Genomic DNA, 17,956 nt, shown 5'->3' on the forward strand with positions numbered 1-17,956 from the left:
GTGTCAGTACTCGCAAGGCCTATGCCGGACGGGCCGGTTTGGTTCCCCCGGCGTGTAGAAACGTGGTTTCCAAATTGTTTATCAACTTTGCCTAGGGTTGGGGACGAATCTGGCTCTATCCTGTGTCAGCTCAGGACTTTCCCCTGTCCCGAAACGAGGCGATTTTGATCCCCGCATTACCGCAAGCCTCCGACATCCTGGCCGCCCTCGGCCAGGCCGTGTTTGCCTGGGACATCGGCAGTGATGCGATCGTCTGGGGTGACCAGGTCGCCAGCGTCTTTCCCGGCATTCCCGCCGAGCGGCTGGCGACGGGCGCCGAATTCGCCAAGCTGATCGAGCCCGCGCCATCGCTGCGGACCGCGGCGCTGGCACAAGCCTACGCCGTGCATGGTGCCGACGGCACGCCCTACCGGGTCGAGTACGGCGTGCGCATGAGCGCCGCCGATCCCGTGATCTGGATCGAGGAGACCGGCCGCTGGTTCGCCGGCCCCGACGGCCGCCCGGTGCGCGCGATCGGCTCGGTCCGAATCAACAATGAGCGCCACGCCCGCGACGAGGAGCTGACCAAGCTGGCCCGGCTCGATCCGCTGACCGGCGAGCTCAACCGCTCTCATCTGATTGCCGCGCTGGCCGAGGCGATCGAGGAGACGACCCGCTTCCGCTCGACCGCGGCCTTCATGCTGGTCGGCATCGACCATCTCGCCCGCGTCAACGACGCCTTCGGCTTCGACGTCGCCGACGCCGTGATCCTCGACGTCGCCAAGCGCATCCGCTCCCGCCTGCGCGGCGGCGACGTGCTCGGCCGCTTTTCCGGCAACAAGTTCGGCCTGATCCTGAAGAACTGCACCGTCGACGACATGAATGTCGCCGCCGAGCGTTTCCTTGCCGGCATCCGCGACGAGGTGGTGCCGACCAAATCCGGTCCGGTCTCGGTCACCGCCTCGATCGGCGCGGTCAGCGTACCGCGCTATGCCCGCAACACCGACGAGGCCGTCAACCGCGCCCATGAGACGCTGGATGCCGCCAAGCGCCGCCGCGTCGGCTCGTTCGCGGTATGGCGTCCGGATGCCACACGCGATGCGCAGCGCCGCGTCAACATCCGCGTCACCGACGAAATCGTCACCGCACTGAACGAGCGCCGCATCAAGCTCGCCTATGAGCCGGTGGTGTCGGCCGGCTCGCGCGAGCGCGCTTTCCATGAATGCCTGGTGCGGATGGACCAGGGCGACGGCCAGGTGCTGCTCGCGCCCGACATTGTGCCGGTCGCCGAACGGCTCGGCCTGATCCGCCTGGTCGATCACCGCGTGCTCGAGCTCGTGGTGGCCGAGCTCGCCGCCGCGCCCGACATCTGCCTCAGCCTCAACATCTCGCCGGATACGACCATGGATCCGGACTGGTGGGCGGGAATCGAATCGCTGATGCAGGCCCATCCCGGCGTTGCCGAGCGGCTGATCGTCGAGATCACCGAGACGGTCGCGATCCAGGACATCGATGACGTCCGTGCCTTCGTTGGCCGCCTCAAGCATTTCGGCAGCCGCATCGCAATCGACGATTTCGGCGCCGGCTACACCTCATTCCGAAACTTGCGCAAGCTCGGCGTGGATATCGTCAAGATCGACGGCGCGTTCGTGCAGAACATCACCCATTCCGCCGACGATCGCGCCTTCGTGCAGACCCTGATCGATCTCGCCCGCCGCCTCGACATCAAGACGGTGGCCGAATGGGTGCAGGACGAGGAGGCCGCCAACATGCTGCGCGACTGGGGCTGCGACTACATCCAGGGCAGGTTGATCGGGCTGGCATCAGCGGAACGCCCGTGGGGCGCCCCGCCGGATAACGCGCTGCCTGCAGCGAGCTGAGATCTCGTAGGGTGGGCAAAGGCGCACTTGCGCCGTGCCCACCATCTCTCCAACAATTCGGCGCGAATGGTGGGCACGCTTCGCTTTTCCCACCCTACGAAAGGTCACGCCCCCTCATCCAGCGCCACCAGCTCGCGCTTCTTGCGCAGCGACGGCAATAGTGGCGCGATCAGCAGCACCAGGGCAAACACGAGACACACCCCCGAGATCGGCCGCTGCACGAAGGTCCAGAGGTCGCCCTGCGACAGGATCAGCGACTTGCGCAGATTGTTCTCCATCATCGGCCCCAGCACGAAGGCCAGCACCAGCGGTGCCGGCTCGTAGCCGAGCTTGCGCATGAAATAGCCGATGATGCCGAACGCGATCATCACATAGACGTCGAACACGTTGTTGCTGGAGCAGTAGACGCCCAGGATCGTGAACAGGATGATCAGGGGGAACAGGATGTTGTAGGGCAGCTTGAGCAGTTGCACCCACATGCCGATCATCGGCAGGTTCAGGATCAGCAGCATGACGTTGCCGATATACATGCTGGCGACGATGCCCCAGAACAGGCCCGGGTTCTGCGTGATCAGCAGCGGACCCGGCTGCAGGCCGTGAATGACGAACGCGCCGAGCAGCAGCGCCATCACCACATTCGGCGGAATGCCGAGCGTCATCAGCGGAATGAAGGCGCCGCCCGCCGCGGCGTTGTTCGCCGATTCCGGCCCGGCGACGCCTTCGATCGCGCCATGGCCGAAACGCTCGGGCGTCTTCGATAGCCGCTTCTCCAGCGCGTAGGAGGCAAAGGACGCCACGACCGCGCCGCCGCCCGGCAGGATGCCGAGGAAGAAGCCGAGGATGGTGCCGCGGCCGACCGGACCTGCACTCGCCTTCCAGTCCTCCCTGGTGGGCAGCAGATGGGTGATCCTGGTGTTGATGATGTCGCGCTTGATCGCCTGCTCGGTGTTGAGCAGTACCTCGGCAACGCCGAACAGGCCCATCACGACAGGCACGAGCCCGATGCCGTCGATCAGCTCCATGCGGCCGAAGGTCAGACGCGGCTGTGCCGTGATGCTGTCGAGCCCGATCAGTCCGAGCACGACGCCGATGCACGCCATCAGCAATGCCTTCGGCATCGAACCCTGGGTGAGGAAGGTGAGCACCACGAGGCCGAGCACCATCAGGCTGAAATATTCGGCCGGGCCGAACGCGATGGCGACGCTGGCAAGCTTCGGCGCGACCAGCATCAAGGCGATCAGCGCGAATGTGCCGGCAATGAAGGAGCCGAAGGCGGAAATGCCGAGCGCAGGGCCAGCGCGTCCCTGCTTCGCCATCTGGTGGCCGTCGATGCAGGTGACGACGGAAGCTGCTTCGCCGGGGATGTTGACCAGGATCGAGGTGGTCGAGCCGCCATACATCGAGCCGTAATAGATGCCAGCCATCATGATGATGCCGGATTCCGGCGTGCCCGACAGCGTCACGGGCAGCAGGAGCGACATCGCCGAGATCGGCCCGATGCCCGGCAGCACGCCGACCAGCGTGCCGATGAAGACACCGATGAAGCAGTAGAGCAGGTTGACCGGCAGCAGCGCGACGCCGAAGCCATGGGCGACGTTGACAATCGTATCCATAGGGTCAGCCGATCCCGAACAGGCCCGAGGGCAGCTGGATCAACAGCAGCCGCTTGAGCACCCACCACATGCCTGATGGCACCAGCACGGCGATCGGGATCGCCAGCGTCCAGCGAACGGGATCAATCAGCCGCAACAGCAGCAGCACCAACGGGATCGACGACAGCAGGAAGCCGAGTGGTTCCAGCGCAATGGAGAATGCCACGAGACAGCCAATCAACAGGAGCGGCTTGCTCCAGCGCACATTCTCCCAGCGCGAGGCCAATGTCGGTGCACCCTCGGTGACCGCCGAGACGATGATGGCGCCTGCGAACACGCACATCAGGATGCCCGTGTAGAACAGCACGTAGCCGGAGCCGGGGTCGTTGATGGTGCCGAGCTTGAGCTTCATACCGGACCAGATCACGAAGCCGCCGAGCCCAAGCCCGATCAGCCCGCCCCAGAGCTCGGAGTTGCTGAGGCGGAGTTTGACGTTGGTTTGACTGTTCATCGGCGCTCTCTCGGCCGTTCCCCGGACGCTGCGCAGCGCGAAGCGGTGCGCTGCAGAGCCGGGGCCCATAGGCCCGTGGCAAAGGTGGGTTCCGGCTCTGCGATGCACTGCTGAAGAAGCGTTGCACCGCGTCCGGGACACGGAACTGGCTCAGCCCTACTTCTTCGCGAGCCCGAGGGTCTCGATCACCTTGCGCTCGGACTCCGTGACCTCGACCACGAACTTCTTGTAGTCCTCGGTGTTCTTGTAGTTCGGCACCATGTCGTATTTGGCAAGCGTAGCCACGACCGCCGGATCCTCGACCGCCTTCTTGAAGGCATCGTGCAGCTTGGCGACGATCTTTGGATCCATGCCTTTCGGGCCGGCGATGCCGAAGGGGGAATCATAGACCATGGGATAGCCGAGCTCCTTCAGCGTCGGCGCGTCGGGATAGTTCGGCGAGCGTGCGCCGGTCCACACCATCAGCAGCCGCAACTTGCCGGCGTCGACCAGCGGCCGCCATCCCGTGGAGTCCGCCTGAAGCATCGTGTGCTGCCCCAGCACCGCGGCATTGGTCTCCGCGCCGCCCTTGAAAGGGACTTGCGTCAACTTGATGCCGGACATCGCGGCGATCTGCTCCATGCCGATATGCAGCGAGGTGCCGGCGCCCGGCGTGGCATAGGTCACCTTGCCCGGATTCGCCTTGGCGAACTCCACGACGTCCTTCCAGCTCTTGAACTGCGACTCCGCGCTGGTGGTCACGCCGAAGGTGTAGCCGGTGAGATGGATGATGTAGGTGAAGTCCTTTGCCGGATCCCACGACACTTCCTGCATCAAGGGCAGGCGGAACACGGTGATCGGAATCTGCGAGATGGTGTAGCCGTCCGGCTTCGCGGCCGCCGCCATGGTCGCCGGGCCCACCGTGCCGCCGCCGCCGGCCTTGTTGTCGATCACGATCGGCTGCCCCAGCACCTTCGAGGCGCTGTCGGCGATGGCGCGCATGGAGATATCGGTCGATCCGCCGGCCGGCCATGGCACGATCAGCGTGATCGGCTTGCTGGGATAGTCCTGCGCGCTGGCGGCAGTCGAGAGCAATGCGCCCATAACAGCATGCATCGCGGCAAATGCGATCGTCTTCAGCCCGTATCGCGGCATTGAAACTCCTCCCCTCGCGGCGGCCTCTTTGCGGGCCGCCGTTTCTCGTTCTTGCGAGGCGATTGTTCCTGAAATCGACGGAGAAGAAAAGCGCATTGCGCGGATCGCGGGTGCCGGGCGGTGCGGCAATCCCGGTCGAGGCGGCACGTGCGACAATTCGTCGTTTTTTCGTGTGCCGAGAGACGGAATTTGAGGGAGCAGAAAGCCGCTACGCCACGCGCCGGACCGAACTCAGCGTCTCTATGGCGCGGCCGACCTCCGATGCCGGGCACGGCCTGCCGAAATAATAGCCCTGCACGGCGGTGCAGCCGCATTCGCGGACGAAGTCGAGTTGCTCCTCGGTCTCCACACCCTCCGCGGTCGTCTCGACGCCGAGCACGGAGCCGAGGCTTGCGATGGTGCGGACGATGGCAACGCTCTCCGGGCTTTCGCCGAGCGTACCGACGAAGGAGCGATCGATCTTGATGCGGTCGAATGGAAATTTGCGCAAATAGCTCAGCGAGGAATAGCCGACGCCGAAATCGTCGAGGCTGACGCGCACCCCTAGCGCGCGAAGCTGGTGCAGGATCTCGATCGTCGCCTCGCTGTCGTCGAGCAGCGCCGTTTCGGTGACCTCGAGCTCGAGCCGTTGCGGCGGCAGGCCGGCTTCGGCAAGTGCGCTCGTGACCATCGCCACCAACCCACGCGAGCGGAACTGCACCGGCGACAGATTTACCGCGACGGTGACATCGGGCCAGGATGCGGCAGTCGCACAAGCGCTGCGCAGCACCCATTCGCCGATCGGAACGATCAGCCCGGTCTCTTCAGCGATCGGAATGAACTCGGCCGGCGAGACGAAGCCGCGCGAGGGATGTTTCCAGCGCAGCAGCGCCTCGAACCCGGTGAGCTCGGATGAATCCAGCCGCACCTGCGGCTGGAACACCAGATGGAATTCACGCGCCTCGAGCGCGCCGCGCAGATCGTGCTCCAGCGCGTGCCGACTGCGCGCCTCTTCCTCCATCTCGGGCTCAAACAGCTGATAGGCGCCACGCCCCTTGGCCTTGGCCTGGTACAGCGCGAGATCGGCGCATTTCATCAGCTCGTCGGCATCGAGCCCGTGGTCGGGCGCGATCGCGATGCCGACGGAGACGCCGACATGGATCGACTGGCTTTCCAGCGGCGGCGGATGACCGATGACCTCGACCAGGCGCCGGGCCAGCTTTTCCGCCGATTGCGGTTGCGGTCCGCGCTGGAGCACGGCGAACTCGTCGCCGCCGAGCCGGGCGACGGTATCGTGCTCGCCGACATTCTCCTTCAGCCGCGCCGCGACCCAGCGCAACAGCCGGTCGCCGGCGGCGTGGCCGAGGCGGTCGTTGACGGTCTTGAAATTGTCGAGGTCGAAGCACAGCACGGCCATGGCGCCGCCGGCGATCGCGACCTGGTTCAGTCCCTCGCCCATCTTCTCGCGGAACAGCATGCGGTTGGGCAGGTCGGTCAACGAATCGTGCCGCGCCATGTGCGCGACGCGCGCCTGGGCCTTGTGGCGCTCGGTGACGTCCTCGTAGGTGACGACCCAGCCGCCATGCTCCATCCGCTTGTGATTGAGCTTGATGATGCGGCCGTCGCTCAAATGACGGTGCAGCGTATGCTCGCCCTCGCGTAGCCGCTCGACGTAATCGGCATAGAGCCGCGCGGCTGTGGTGTTCTGATGGATACCGAGCTCGCAGCTATGCTCCATGATCTCGCGCATCGAGACGCCGGGCTTCACGACATCAGGCGACAGGCCGTACATCTCGATGTAGCGGCGATTGCACACGATGACGCGCAGGCTCGCATCGAGCATGCACAGGCCCTGGCTCATGTTGTTCAGCGCCGCGTCGAAGCGGCGATACTGCTCGCTCAGCTCCTCGATCGCGTGCTCGCGTTCGGTGATGTCCTCATAAGTGGCGACGAAGCCGCCCTGGGCCAGAGCGCAGTACCTGACCGAAATCACGGTGTTGTTCGACATCCGTCGGCGCATCGGAGAGGCGTCGTGATTGGCGATCCTCGCACTGGCGGCTTCCAGCAGCTGTTGCGGGCTGTATTCGGAAGAGAACGCGCCGTTCGCCATCGAGCGCTCGATCAACTCGGCGAGATGCGTGCCGGGCCTGGTCTCTTGCGGCGACAGCAGGTAGATCTTGCGGTAGGTGGTGTTGCAGACGCGGAGGCGCATGTCGCTGTCGTAGAAGGCGAGCCCATGCGCCATATTTTCCAGCGCCGCGTCGAGGATGAAGTTCTGCTGCCGCAGCGTTTCCTCGTATTGCAGCCGCTCCGTGACGTCCTCATGCACGGTCACCCAGCCGCCGTCGGGCAGGAAGCGCGAGACCGCCTGCACCATGCGTCCGTCATGGCGCATCACCAGCAGGGATTTCGCCTTTCTGGCCCGCACGTCCTCCAACCTGGAGTTCTGGAAATCGTCGGCCGCCATGCCCGGCAAATTGCCGCGTGACATCCAATGGTCGATCACCGTGCTATGCGGGACCCCTGGCTTCACGATCTCGGGGTCGAGATTGTAGAGGTTCAGGAAGCGTTCGTTGCAGACGACGACACGGCTGTCGGCATCGTACATGATGAGGCCGTGGGACATGTTGGAGAGAGCGTGCTGGCTGCGCTCCGTCTGCACGCGCAATTCCGCCTCGAGCCGGGCGAGGCGGGTGACATCGTCGCAGATCGTCATCCAGCCGCCGCCGGGAAGCGGCTTCAGCTCGAGCGACATGACGAGGCCGGTCGCAAGCTGCTGCTCGGTCCGGAACGGCTTTCCCCCCGCGATCTGCTCCACGCGCCTGGTGTAGAGCGTCTCGATCTCGCTCACCGGAAAGTTGCCGAGCGAGGCGCTGTGAGCGAGCACGTCGCGATAGCTCGTGCCGATCCGCACGATCTCGGCCGACATGTTGAACAGGCTCAAATAGCGCTGGTTGACGAGCACGATCCGGTTGTCGGCATCGTAGACGCAGACACCCTGTTCCATGTGGTCGAGCGCAAGCTGGCTCAGCGCGACCAGGGCCTCCGGGCCTTGCTCGCGGCGTGCACCAAGCTCGTTATCGCGGGTCGAAATCATGGGTTGGCGGGGTCTCGGCGGGCACTAGACTTAACGCAACCTAATTCAGCCATCGAGGGTAGCGAAGAGGCCGGAAAATTCCCTTAAGCGCAGTAGTTTACGGAGGATGACTGGCGAGGGAGAGCGCGTCGGAAATGCGGAGGTGCGCGCGAGAGTTGGCCGGGAGGGAGCGTCAAATGAAGTGTCGTCCCTGCGAAAGCAGGGACCCATAACCACAAGAAAGGTTTGACGGAGATTGGAAGTGAAGGGGCCTTCCCGTGGTACCAGCATTGCGGCTTAGGGACAGATCACGCGGTATGGGTCCCTGCGTTCGCAGGGACGACAGCGGTGGTCTGGTCCGACAGCCTTCCCTACGGCCCGTACAATACCAGTTCCGTATCGGTGAGATCGCCGAGCTGCGGCCGGTGCGGGCCCTTGAAGTATTTGCGACCGCGCCGCTCGGTATAAATACCGACAAGGCCGGGAATCGGGCCATTGGAATCGATCGCCACCGCGATCTTGCCGAGCCGAAGCAGCAGCCGGCCGATGCGGCCTGCGCAGGCGGCGTATTCCGCGGCGTTCCGGCAATAGATCAGCTTCATCGCCGGGGGCGCGATGAAGCCGCGGCGGATGCGCACCGGTTGCAGGATGAAGGGGAATGTTCCCTTCGGTGTGCGGCAGACGAGGCTGAGGCAATTGTAGCGCGCATGCCGCGTCAGAAGCTCGGTCTCGGCTTCGGAAAGCCCCTCGATCGTCTTGGCGTGAGGCGAGATGACCTCGATCTCGCTCCAGCGCGGGGGGCGCGCCAGGGCAGGCACCGAAAAGAATATGCCGCGGCAGTAGGCGCGAAAGCCCTGCGTCTCGATGATCGGCCAGGTCCACGGCGCCGGGCTGATGTTGAAATAGGTCACGTCCTTGTGCCGCTGCGCGATCTTGGTCAGCAGTGGGGCATAGTTGCGGTAGGCCGGATCGACATACCAGCTCGATAGATTGCACTGGATGGCGGTCTCTTCGCCGCTCTTCCGCGCCGTGTAGATCAGCAGCAGCACGCCGACCGGCGTGCCGTCACTCTCGAGCATGTAGCCGAAGCGCGGATAGCCCTCCGGGACAGACCGGAAGGCCTGCCGGCGCAGACCCTGAATCCAATAGTTCCGCGAGCGGCCGACGAAGCCGCGCGTCAGCAGGTCCGCGACCGCTTCGGCGTCGGACTCGGTGATCTCGCGGCATCGCACCTTGGTGTGAATCACGCTCGTCTTACCCGTGGAAATGGCAGGCCTCGTTTCGTCTATTGTTTCAGCATGATCTTTTCGGAAGACCGCTTCGCACTTCTTGCTGACGCGGTCCCTCGGATCTGGATCATGCTGCTAGCGCCAGCCTTCGACATGGGCGTCGGCCGTGACCCGCGGCTGCAGGCCCAGGACGTCCCGCACCTTGGCGGGCCAGGCGGAAAGGTCGGTGCCGTGGGTGTGGAACATGGCGACAGCCAGCCGGTCCATGCCGAAGGCGACGCAGCCGGTGTGGGCCGGCTCGCCGCCGGCATCCTGGATTCCCCAGGTCGTGCCGAAATGCTCGCGGTGATAGTTGAAGCTCATGCAGGCGGTCGGCTGCTCTTCCGAGCGCAGCGGAATGAGCAGCTCGAACTTGAGCTGCTGCTGCTTCTGGCTCACCGCCTTCATCTGGCCGACGCGACCGAAGAAGGGATCGCTGGCATAGTCGACACGGAAGGTGAGGCCGAGGTCGGTCGCGATCGCCTGCGCGCGCACCATCCAGCGCTCACGGAAATCGGCGACGTCATCGGGGCTGCCGATGCAGACATATTCGCGCATCCGGAACGATTGCAACCGGTCGAGATGCTTCGACGGCTCGCGGCGGAAGCAATCCGCGGCAACGTCGAAGCGCAGACCGCCCTTCGGCAAGGGGCCGCGGCTCGCCGCGATCGGATAGACCGGATAGCAGGCGGCGGGCGACAGCACGAGATCGGCGGGAGACAGCGAGGTGGTCCAGTCGCCGCCGGCGTCGAAGCGGCTCACCGCGGCGTTGATCTCGCGCTCGGTCCCGTGCAGACCGCAAACGCAGCCGAGCAGGTTCGGAAAGCTCTTGAGGTAGCCGGATTTCTCCAGCTGAGCCCGGCTCATCACCGGCGGGAAGCGCATCACCTCGGTGCCGCTCTCGCGATGGCTCGTGATCAGCGCGGCGAGCTTCTCGACGACGCCTTCATACAGCCCGGTGCGGGCGTAGACGCCGTCAGCGCCCATGCGGTGGAACAGCTTGTCGGCCAGATGATCGAGCGGATCGATCATCTGCGGCGCGGTCGCGGGCGAGTCGGGAAGGATGGCAATGTTCATGGGGCGATGTCCTGCTATCTCAAAATTGTTATTGTTGATTCAGTCGTGAAGGCTTGTCGGCACGCCGCTCATCAGCGTCGATGTCGCGGCATTGGCCAGAATGCGGTCGTTGTTGATCATGATCGGGGACGACAGCACGTCGCGGAGGTGCCGGCCCATGGTGAACTCGCCGTCGTTGCGGTAGCCGGAGAGGCCGGCTGTGCGCATCGCATGCATCACGGTCTCGACCGCGAGTTCGGAAGCCTGCACCTTCAGCAGCGTGATCGAGGACTGGAAGTCGAGCGAGCCGAGGGCGCGCTCGTCATGTTCGGCGCGGGCAAAGGCATCGATATTGGTCGACAGCAGCGCACGCAGCTTTGCCAGCGACATCTTGGCGGCGGTGAAATGTGCCGCGGCCGGCGGCATCTGGCCGCCGGAGGTGCGGGCCGCCTTGCGGATGAAGGCCTGCGCGCGGGTCACGGCTGCGGCGGCGATGCCGGCCCAGGCCGACGACCAGCACAGATGCGCGAACGGCGTCATGGTCTGGGCGTGGATCTTGTCATAGGATTCCGGGAAGACGCGATCGGCGGGGCAATCGACCTTCAGCTCGAAACCGGTCGAGCAGGTGCCGCGCATGCCGAGCGTTTCCCAGCCCAGCGTCCGCTTCAGCGAATAATCGTCCTTGGCGAGCGCCAGCAGAACCTGGTCGGAGGCGGCGGCCTCGGTAGCGCGGCGGGCGATGGTGACGAGGCCGTCGGCTTCCGCGCCGTAGGAGATCACGGTGGCGTCGCGCACCAGCGAAACGGTATCGCCGGCGTGATCGACCGCGGCGGCGCTGGCGCGGATGTTGCCGCCGTTCTGGCCTTCGGTGGTGGAGGAGGCGAGCAGCCACTGGTCGCGGGCGACCCGGCGCATCATGGTCTCCATCCAGGGGATGCCGTGGCCGTGCCTGACGACGCAGGCGACCTTGGTCTGGTGCATCGCGTAGATCATCGCGGTCGAGGCGCAGGCGCGTCCGAGCGTGTAGCAGATGTCGGTGACGTCGTAGATGGAGGCACCGAAGCCGCCGAACTCGACCGGGATCATGACGCCGAGCAGCTTCTGCTCGCGCGCGATCTCGAAAGCCTTGTGCGGGAAACGGGCGTCGCGATCGACCCCGTCGGCGTCGGCCGCGGCAGCTGCGGCGGTCCGGGCGGCGCGCTCGATCAGGGAGGGACCCTGCTCGAGGAAGCCCGTCTGCGTTTCGTCGACAGTGAGGACTGCTTCACGCACGTTCATACTCGTCCGCCTCCGGTTTGCCGTTCGAGATCGCCGGCATCATTCGCGATGCGCGTAAGCGATCCTCCGGCCATCTTTGCTTGTGAGATGAGGCTACGGATTTAATTCAAATTCGTCGATGAAATAGAGGGTAAACAAAGCCCAATTCCGAACGAACAGTTAAGGTCCGGTTGTTTGCATCACCCGTTTTTCCAGCATCGCGTTAGGACTCTGGAAGAAGCCTGAATTTCAGACAATCTGAGTCATCGTTTACTAAGAAACGCGAAGTATTGGTATCGCCCATTGCGGGACCGGCAGGCCATGCCCATCGTAGCGGCAAGCCGGTCCGACCTTTGACAGACAGACGGGAATTTGCCGATGCAATCCTTTGATACCGACGTACGCAATCGCATCATCAAGCTGGTGAAGGGCATCCTCGAGCAGAATTCGCTCGCCGCTAACGTCACGCCGTCCGCCAAACTCGTCGATGTCGGCCTGACCTCGATGGACATGGTCAATCTGATGCTCGGCGTCGAAGCCGAGTTCGACTTCACCATCCCGCAAGCCGAGATCACGCCGGAGAATTTCCAGTCCGTCGAGACGCTGGAGCGGATGGTGGCGACCCAGCTGCAGCTGGCGGCGGCGGCTTAGTCAGGCGCAGCAAATTTTCCCCGGGTCGCCCCTGCGAACGCAGGGGCCCATAACCCCAGGCCGTAGTTGTGCGAAGACTGGTCGTTCGGGATTGCGACCGACCATCCTAGATAGATTCTGCGGTATGGGTCCCGGCGTTCGCCGGGACGACGTCGAGTGTGAGTTGAGCATTTTGCGCTCCTCACAGCACCGGCATCACTGCGCACCCGGTTCCAAAACCGCCGCAAAACTGGCATAGCTTAACCATGTCGCACGTGGCGAACAGGGTGGAGCAGGCATGACGCAGGCGGTATTGGGCATCATCGGCGGCTCGGGCATTTATGATCTGCCGGGCCTCGAGGGTGCGCGCGAAGAGGTGATCAGGAGCCCCTGGGGCGAGCCGTCGGCGCCCGTGCGCCGCGGCACCATCGCGGGGTTGCCGATCGTATTCCTGCCGCGGCACGACAAGGGGCACCGGCTGTCGCCCTCCGACATCAACTACCGCGCCAATATCGACGTTTTGAAGCGGGCCGGCGTCACCGATTTGATCTCGCTATCGGCCTGCGGCTCCTTCAGGGAGGAACTGCCGCCGGGCACCTTCGTTCTCGTCGACCAATTCGTCGACCGCACCCACAAACGTGAGAGCTCGTTCTTCGGTCGGGGCTGCGTCGCCCATGTGTCGATGGCGCATCCGATCTCTCCACGTTTGCGCATCCATCTTGCCGCGGCCGCTGAAGCCGAGAGCATCGCGATCGCGCGCGGCGGCACTTATGTCTGCATGGAAGGGCCGCAATTCTCCACCTATGCGGAGAGCATGACCTACAAGACGCTGGGCTATTCCGTGATCGGCATGACCAACATGCCGGAGGCGAAGCTCGCGCGCGAGGCGGAGATCTGTTACGCCACGGTGGCGATGGTGACGGATTTCGACTGTTGGCATCCCGATCACGATGCCGTCACCGTGCAGGATATCATCCGCGTGCTGACCTCGAACGCCGACAAGGCCAAGGCCTTGGTGGCGCGGCTGGCAAAGGACTTTCCGCGCGAGCATGAGCCCTGTCCGATCGGGTCGGATCGCGCCCTCGACACCGCGCTGATCACGGCGCCCGAGGCGCGCGATCCCGAGCTTCTGAAGAAGCTCGACGCGGTGGCCGGGCGCATCCTGCGCGCGAAGTGAAAGGCAGAATGCCATGAAGGTCGACGGCAAGCATTTCCGCAGCATCTGGCGCGAGCATGACGGCTGGTCAATCGGTGCGATCGACCAGCGCCGGCTGCCGCATGAGTTCGTCGTCGCGAAGCTGACATCGTCTGAAGACGCGGCCGTCGCAATCCGCGACATGCTGGTGCGGGGCGCGCCGCTGATCGGTGCCACCGCGGCCTACGGCATGGCACTCGCCATGCGCGAGGACGCCTCCGACGCCGGCCTGAAGCGCGCTTACGACACGCTCGTAGTGGCGCGGCCGACCGCGATCAATCTGAAATGGGCGCTGGACGAGATGCGCGTGGCGCTCGCGCCGATCGCTCCGCTGGAGCGCGCCGAGGCAGCCTATGCGCGTGCCGACGAGATCGTCGAGCAGGACGTCGAGATCAACCGCGGCATCGCCGGCAACGGCTTGAAGCTGATCGAGGCGATCGCGTCGAAGAAGCGGGGCGAGATCGTCAACGTGTTGACCCACTGCAACGCCGGCTGGCTCGCCACCGTCGACTGGGGCACGGCGACGGCGCCGATCTATCTTGCGCACGAACGCGGCATCAAGATCCATGTCTGGGTCGACGAGACGCGTCCGCGCAACCAGGGCGCCTCGCTCACGGCCTGGGAGCTCGGTCATCACGGCGTGTCGCATACGGTGATCCCCGACAACACCGGTGGGCACCTGATGCAGCACGGCATGGTCGATCTCGCCATCGTCGGCACCGACCGCGTCGCCGCGAATGGCGATGTCTGCAACAAGATCGGCACCTACCTGAAGGCGCTCGCCGCTCACGACAACGGCGTGCCGTTCTATGTCGCGCTGCCGTCGCCGACGATCGATTTTACCGTCCATGACGGCATCCGCGATATTCCGATCGAGCAGCGCAGCGGCGTCGAGGTCACCGACATGACCGGCCGCACCGCGGATGGAAGGCTGGAGACGGTGCGCATCGTGCCCGAGGGATCGCCGGTCGCAAATTACGCTTTCGATGTGACGCCGGCACGGCTCGTGACGGGCCTCATCACCGAGCGCGGCGTGCTGAAGCCGGATCGCGACGAGCTGGCGGCGGCGTTTCCGGACCGGATCGTGGCGGCGGCGGAGTAGCTCTCGTAGGGTGGGCACGCTTCGCTTTGCCCACCCTACGGCTTCGTGCCTCGCAACGACGAGGTGCCTACCCCAGCTTCAGCCCCGTCGCCGCCTCAAGCTCCGCAATCGCCTGCGCGCTGCTCGTCACCTTGATCGTGGTCATGCCCATCTCGCGCGCGGGTTTCAGATTGACGCCGAGATCGTCGAGATAGACGCAATTGTTCGGATCGACCTTCAGTGTCTCGACCATCAGCCTGTAGATTCGCGGATCGGGCTTGCGCAGGCCGATCTTGGCGGATTCGATCACGTGGTCGAACAGCACCATGACTTCGGCGATGTAGAGGGAGCGCCCGGTCATGCTGCCGATGGCATTGGCAGGCAAATTGTTGGTGATGCAGCCGGTCTTGAATTGCGCCTTGATGCGCTTCAGCGCCTCGACCATCTCGGGGCGCAGATCGCCCTGCAGCAGCGGCAGCACGTCGCGACCGCGTACCTCCGCGCCGAGTGCGAGCGATTCCGTCGCGAACAATTCGTCGAAGGTATCGATATCGACCTCGGCCCGCTCGAACTTGGCCCAGGCGTTTTCCAGGTGGTTGGCGGCGTTGGTCCGCCGGATGATGTCGACGGGCAGGCCGCGCTCGGTCTCGAACCGCGCGAATGCTTCGAACGGTGAACTCGTCAGCACGCCGCCAAAGTCAAAGATCACCGCCTCGATCGCCACTATCCTGCCCTCGTCAATTCCTTTCCAAGAGGGCTAGCATGCGCTATCGGCAAGGGCCAGTCCGAAGCAATCTGCCGCCGCCAATACCGAAGCGTGTTCCCATGAAGAAGCTTGCCACGTTCATCACGACTGCGCTGCTGCTCGCCACACCCGCCCATGCCATCGTCGGCGGCGGCACGCCGCAGGCCGACGGCGTCGCGCGCGCCGTCGTCACCATCGTCGGCTCGCGCGGCAATTCCTGCACCGGCACTCTGATCGCGCCGAGGATCGTATTGACCGGCGCTCACTGCGTGCCGCCGGGCGCGGACTACAAGATCGTCGATCGCAGCGGTGGTGCGCCGCAATTGCTGAACGTGCGCACCATCGCGATCCATCCGGGCTACAAGGCGCAGGTGCATCGCGCCGGCGCAGACGTGGCGCTGCTGCAACTGGAAATTCCACTCAAGGGAAAATCGACGGTGCCGGTCGGCGCGCCGAATATTCCAATCCAGGTCGGTAGCCGTTTCGTCATTGCCGGTACCGGTGTTACCGTGCGCGGTGATGGCAGGAGCGGCGGGGCCACGCGCGTCGCGGGCCTTGTCGTCACGGGCCAGCCCGGCACGCTTCAGATCCGCCTGGTCGATCCCGTAACCAACGGTGTTCGCGACGGAATTGGCGCTTGTACCGGCGATTCCGGCGGTCCCGTGTTCGAGGACAAGCCGAGCGGTGCCGTGCTTGTCGGTGTCATCAGCTGGGCGACGGGACCGAACGCCGGCGACGGCTGCGGCGGATTGACCGGCGTCACGCCGCTCACGCTCTACCGCGACTGGATCTTGCAGACCGCGCGGAGCTGGGGTGCGGCACTGTGATTTGACCGCGACTTGATCTATGTCATTTTGCAGCGGAAGCGCGGCGGGCGATCATGCCGGCCGCGGAGGAAACGCGTCGTTCGTCAAGGACGGCCACAAAAACAAGCAAGGCATAGAAGCAACAATGAATGTCGCTGTTCGCAGTCACGCCCCGGCCAAACAGGCTTCTGAACATTTCGACGTGCTGATCGTCGGCGCCGGCATCTCCGGCATCGGCAGCGCCTATCACATCGAGAAGCAACTTCCGGGCACGAGCTATGTCATCCTGGAGACGCAGGCGACGTTCGGCGGCACCTGGAGCACGCATCGTTATCCCGGCATCCGCTCGGACAGCGATCTCCATACGTTCGGCTATAGCTTCAAGCCCTGGGTCGGGCCGCCGATCGCGACCGCTGAAGAAATCCTCGCCTATATGAACGAGGTGATCGACGACAACGATATCGCCAAGCACATCCGCTACAAGCACAAGATCAATTCCGCGAGCTGGTCGAGCGAGCAGAATCTCTGGACCATTGAGGCGGTGACGACCGACACCGGCGAAGCAAAAGCCTTCACGGCGAACTTCCTGTGGATGTGCCAGGGCTATTACCGCCATTCGGAAGGCTACACGCCGGAATGGAAGGGCACCGATCGCTTCAAGGGCCGCGTCGTCCATCCGCAGACCTGGCCTGATGATCTCGACCTCACGAACAAGAAGGTCGTCGTGATCGGCTCGGGCGCGACGGCGGCGACGCTGGTGCCGAACATCGCGGACAGTTGCGCGCATGTCACCATGCTGCAGCGTTCGCCGACCTATTTTCGCCTCGGCCGCAACGCCATCGAGATCGCAGAGGAGCTGCGCCGGCTTCAGGTCGACGAGGCCTGGATCCACGAGATCGTTCGGCGCAAGATCCTGTTCGAGCAGGACGCCTTCACAAAACTCTGCCTATCCAAGCCGGAGCAGGTCAAGAAGGACCTGATCGGCCAGATCAGCGCGGTGCTCGGTCCCGACTACGACGTCGAGACGCATTTCACGCCGACTTACCGGCCGTGGCGGCAGCGCATCGCCTTCGTGCCCGATGCCGATCTGTTCAAGGGCATCGCCAGCGGCAAGGCCTCCGTCGTCACCGACGAGATCGAATGCTTCGTCGAGAACGGCATTCAGCTCAAATCCGGCAAGCTGCTGGAGGCCGATGTCATCGTCACCGCGACCGGCTTCAATCTCGCGGCGCTCGGCGACATCGCCTTCGAGATCGACGGCAAGCCGCTCGCCTTTGGCGACACCGTCACCTATCGCGGCATGATGTTCACGGGCGTTCCGAACATGGTCTGGGTGTTCGGCTATTTCCGCGCCAGCTGGACGCTGCGAGTCGATCTCGTCGCCGACTTCGTCTGCCGGCTGCTCGGCCACATGAAGGCCAAAGGCAAGAAAAAGGTCGAGGTCAAGCTGCGACCCGAAGACCACAACATGCCGATCCTGCCCTGGATCGATCCGGAAAACTTCAATCCCGGCTACATGATGCGCAACATGAACCTGCTGCCCAAGCGCGGCGACAAGCCGGAATGGCAGCACAGCCAGGATTACTGGACCGAAAAGGACGAGATCCCGAAGACGGACCTGGATGACACGGCGTTTGTGTACGGGTGAGGAAGTTCGTGGGTGCGGGTTCGTGTGAGGGGGCGGCGACGCTCACACCACACTCCGCCGTCGTCCCGGGGCGCGAAGCGAACCCGGGATCCATAACCACAGGGAGTGGTTATGGAGCG

14 protein-coding genes are annotated in these 17,956 nt (G+C 64.3%); 6 read left to right on the forward strand and 8 right to left on the reverse strand.

All coding sequences use genetic code 11. The annotated features are described in order from the left end of the window. Window positions 1-164 precede the first annotated feature (164 nt). Window positions 165-1,859, forward strand: a complete 1,695-nt coding sequence (locus tag GDN70_RS04740; RefSeq protein ID WP_028139644.1) for a bifunctional diguanylate cyclase/phosphodiesterase — start codon at window positions 165-167, stop codon at window positions 1,857-1,859. Window positions 1,860-1,963: 104 nt separating this feature from the next. On the opposite strand, the gene GDN70_RS04745 is transcribed toward GDN70_RS04740, so the two are convergent. From GDN70_RS04745 to GDN70_RS04775, 7 genes are all read right to left on the reverse strand, one after another. Continuing rightward, window positions 1,964-3,472, reverse strand: coding sequence for a tripartite tricarboxylate transporter permease (locus GDN70_RS04745; protein WP_028139645.1), 1,509 nt, complete (start codon window positions 3,470-3,472; stop codon window positions 1,964-1,966). A gap of 4 nt (window positions 3,473-3,476) precedes the next feature. After that, on the reverse strand, window positions 3,477-3,962 hold the full coding sequence (locus tag GDN70_RS04750; protein ID WP_028139646.1) for a tripartite tricarboxylate transporter TctB family protein: 486 nt from the start codon (window positions 3,960-3,962) through the stop codon (window positions 3,477-3,479). A 156-nt stretch (window positions 3,963-4,118) separates the two neighbouring features. After that, window positions 4,119-5,096 (reverse strand): tripartite tricarboxylate transporter substrate binding protein, encoded by a 978-nt coding sequence (locus tag GDN70_RS04755; protein ID WP_028139647.1) that lies wholly within the window; start codon window positions 5,094-5,096, stop codon window positions 4,119-4,121. A 208-nt stretch (window positions 5,097-5,304) separates the two neighbouring features. Next, window positions 5,305-8,172 (reverse strand): PAS-domain containing protein, encoded by a 2,868-nt coding sequence (locus tag GDN70_RS04760; RefSeq protein WP_152102215.1) that lies wholly within the window; start codon window positions 8,170-8,172, stop codon window positions 5,305-5,307. A 350-nt stretch (window positions 8,173-8,522) separates the two neighbouring features. Further along, complete coding sequence (locus GDN70_RS04765; protein ID WP_028139649.1) at window positions 8,523-9,398, reverse strand: hypothetical protein; 876 nt, start codon at window positions 9,396-9,398, stop codon at window positions 8,523-8,525. 117 nt (window positions 9,399-9,515) lie between these two features. Then, window positions 9,516-10,496, reverse strand: coding sequence for an amino acid--[acyl-carrier-protein] ligase (locus GDN70_RS04770; RefSeq protein WP_028139650.1), 981 nt, complete (start codon window positions 10,494-10,496; stop codon window positions 9,516-9,518). Window positions 10,497-10,535: 39 nt separating this feature from the next. Then, window positions 10,536-11,753 carry an acyl-CoA dehydrogenase family protein gene (locus GDN70_RS04775; protein ID WP_152102216.1) on the reverse strand — a complete coding sequence of 406 codons (1,218 nt, stop codon included), beginning with the start codon at window positions 11,751-11,753 and terminating at the stop codon, window positions 10,536-10,538. Window positions 11,754-12,110: 357 nt separating this feature from the next. On the opposite strand from GDN70_RS04775, the gene GDN70_RS04780 reads away from it, so the two are divergent. The 3 genes from GDN70_RS04780 to mtnA all read left to right on the forward strand — a co-directional run bounded on the left by GDN70_RS04780 (window position 12,111) and on the right by mtnA (window position 14,659). After that, complete coding sequence (locus GDN70_RS04780; protein WP_028139652.1) at window positions 12,111-12,383, forward strand: phosphopantetheine-binding protein; 273 nt, start codon at window positions 12,111-12,113, stop codon at window positions 12,381-12,383. Between the two features lie 277 nt (window positions 12,384-12,660). Next, complete coding sequence (locus GDN70_RS04790; RefSeq protein ID WP_038970700.1) at window positions 12,661-13,539, forward strand: S-methyl-5'-thioadenosine phosphorylase; 879 nt, start codon at window positions 12,661-12,663, stop codon at window positions 13,537-13,539. A gap of 13 nt (window positions 13,540-13,552) precedes the next feature. After that, complete coding sequence (mtnA, locus tag GDN70_RS04795; protein WP_152102217.1) at window positions 13,553-14,659, forward strand: S-methyl-5-thioribose-1-phosphate isomerase; 1,107 nt, start codon at window positions 13,553-13,555, stop codon at window positions 14,657-14,659. A gap of 67 nt (window positions 14,660-14,726) precedes the next feature. Here the strand turns inward: mtnA and GDN70_RS04800 are convergent, their stop codons facing one another. Continuing rightward, window positions 14,727-15,362, reverse strand: coding sequence for an HAD-IA family hydrolase (locus tag GDN70_RS04800; RefSeq protein ID WP_028139655.1), 636 nt, complete (start codon window positions 15,360-15,362; stop codon window positions 14,727-14,729). 101 nt (window positions 15,363-15,463) lie between these two features. On the opposite strand from GDN70_RS04800, the gene GDN70_RS04805 reads away from it, so the two are divergent. Both GDN70_RS04805 and GDN70_RS04810 read left to right on the forward strand, forming a co-directional pair. Further along, window positions 15,464-16,210 (forward strand): trypsin-like serine protease, encoded by a 747-nt coding sequence (locus GDN70_RS04805; protein WP_173015753.1) that lies wholly within the window; start codon window positions 15,464-15,466, stop codon window positions 16,208-16,210. A gap of 124 nt (window positions 16,211-16,334) precedes the next feature. Continuing rightward, complete coding sequence (locus GDN70_RS04810) at window positions 16,335-17,837, forward strand: NAD(P)/FAD-dependent oxidoreductase (RefSeq protein ID WP_152102219.1); 1,503 nt, start codon at window positions 16,335-16,337, stop codon at window positions 17,835-17,837. Window positions 17,838-17,956 lie beyond the last annotated feature (119 nt).

The organism is Bradyrhizobium sp. TM102 (assembly GCF_009176685.1).
GTDB lineage: Bacteria > Pseudomonadota > Alphaproteobacteria > Rhizobiales > Xanthobacteraceae > Bradyrhizobium > Bradyrhizobium ottawaense.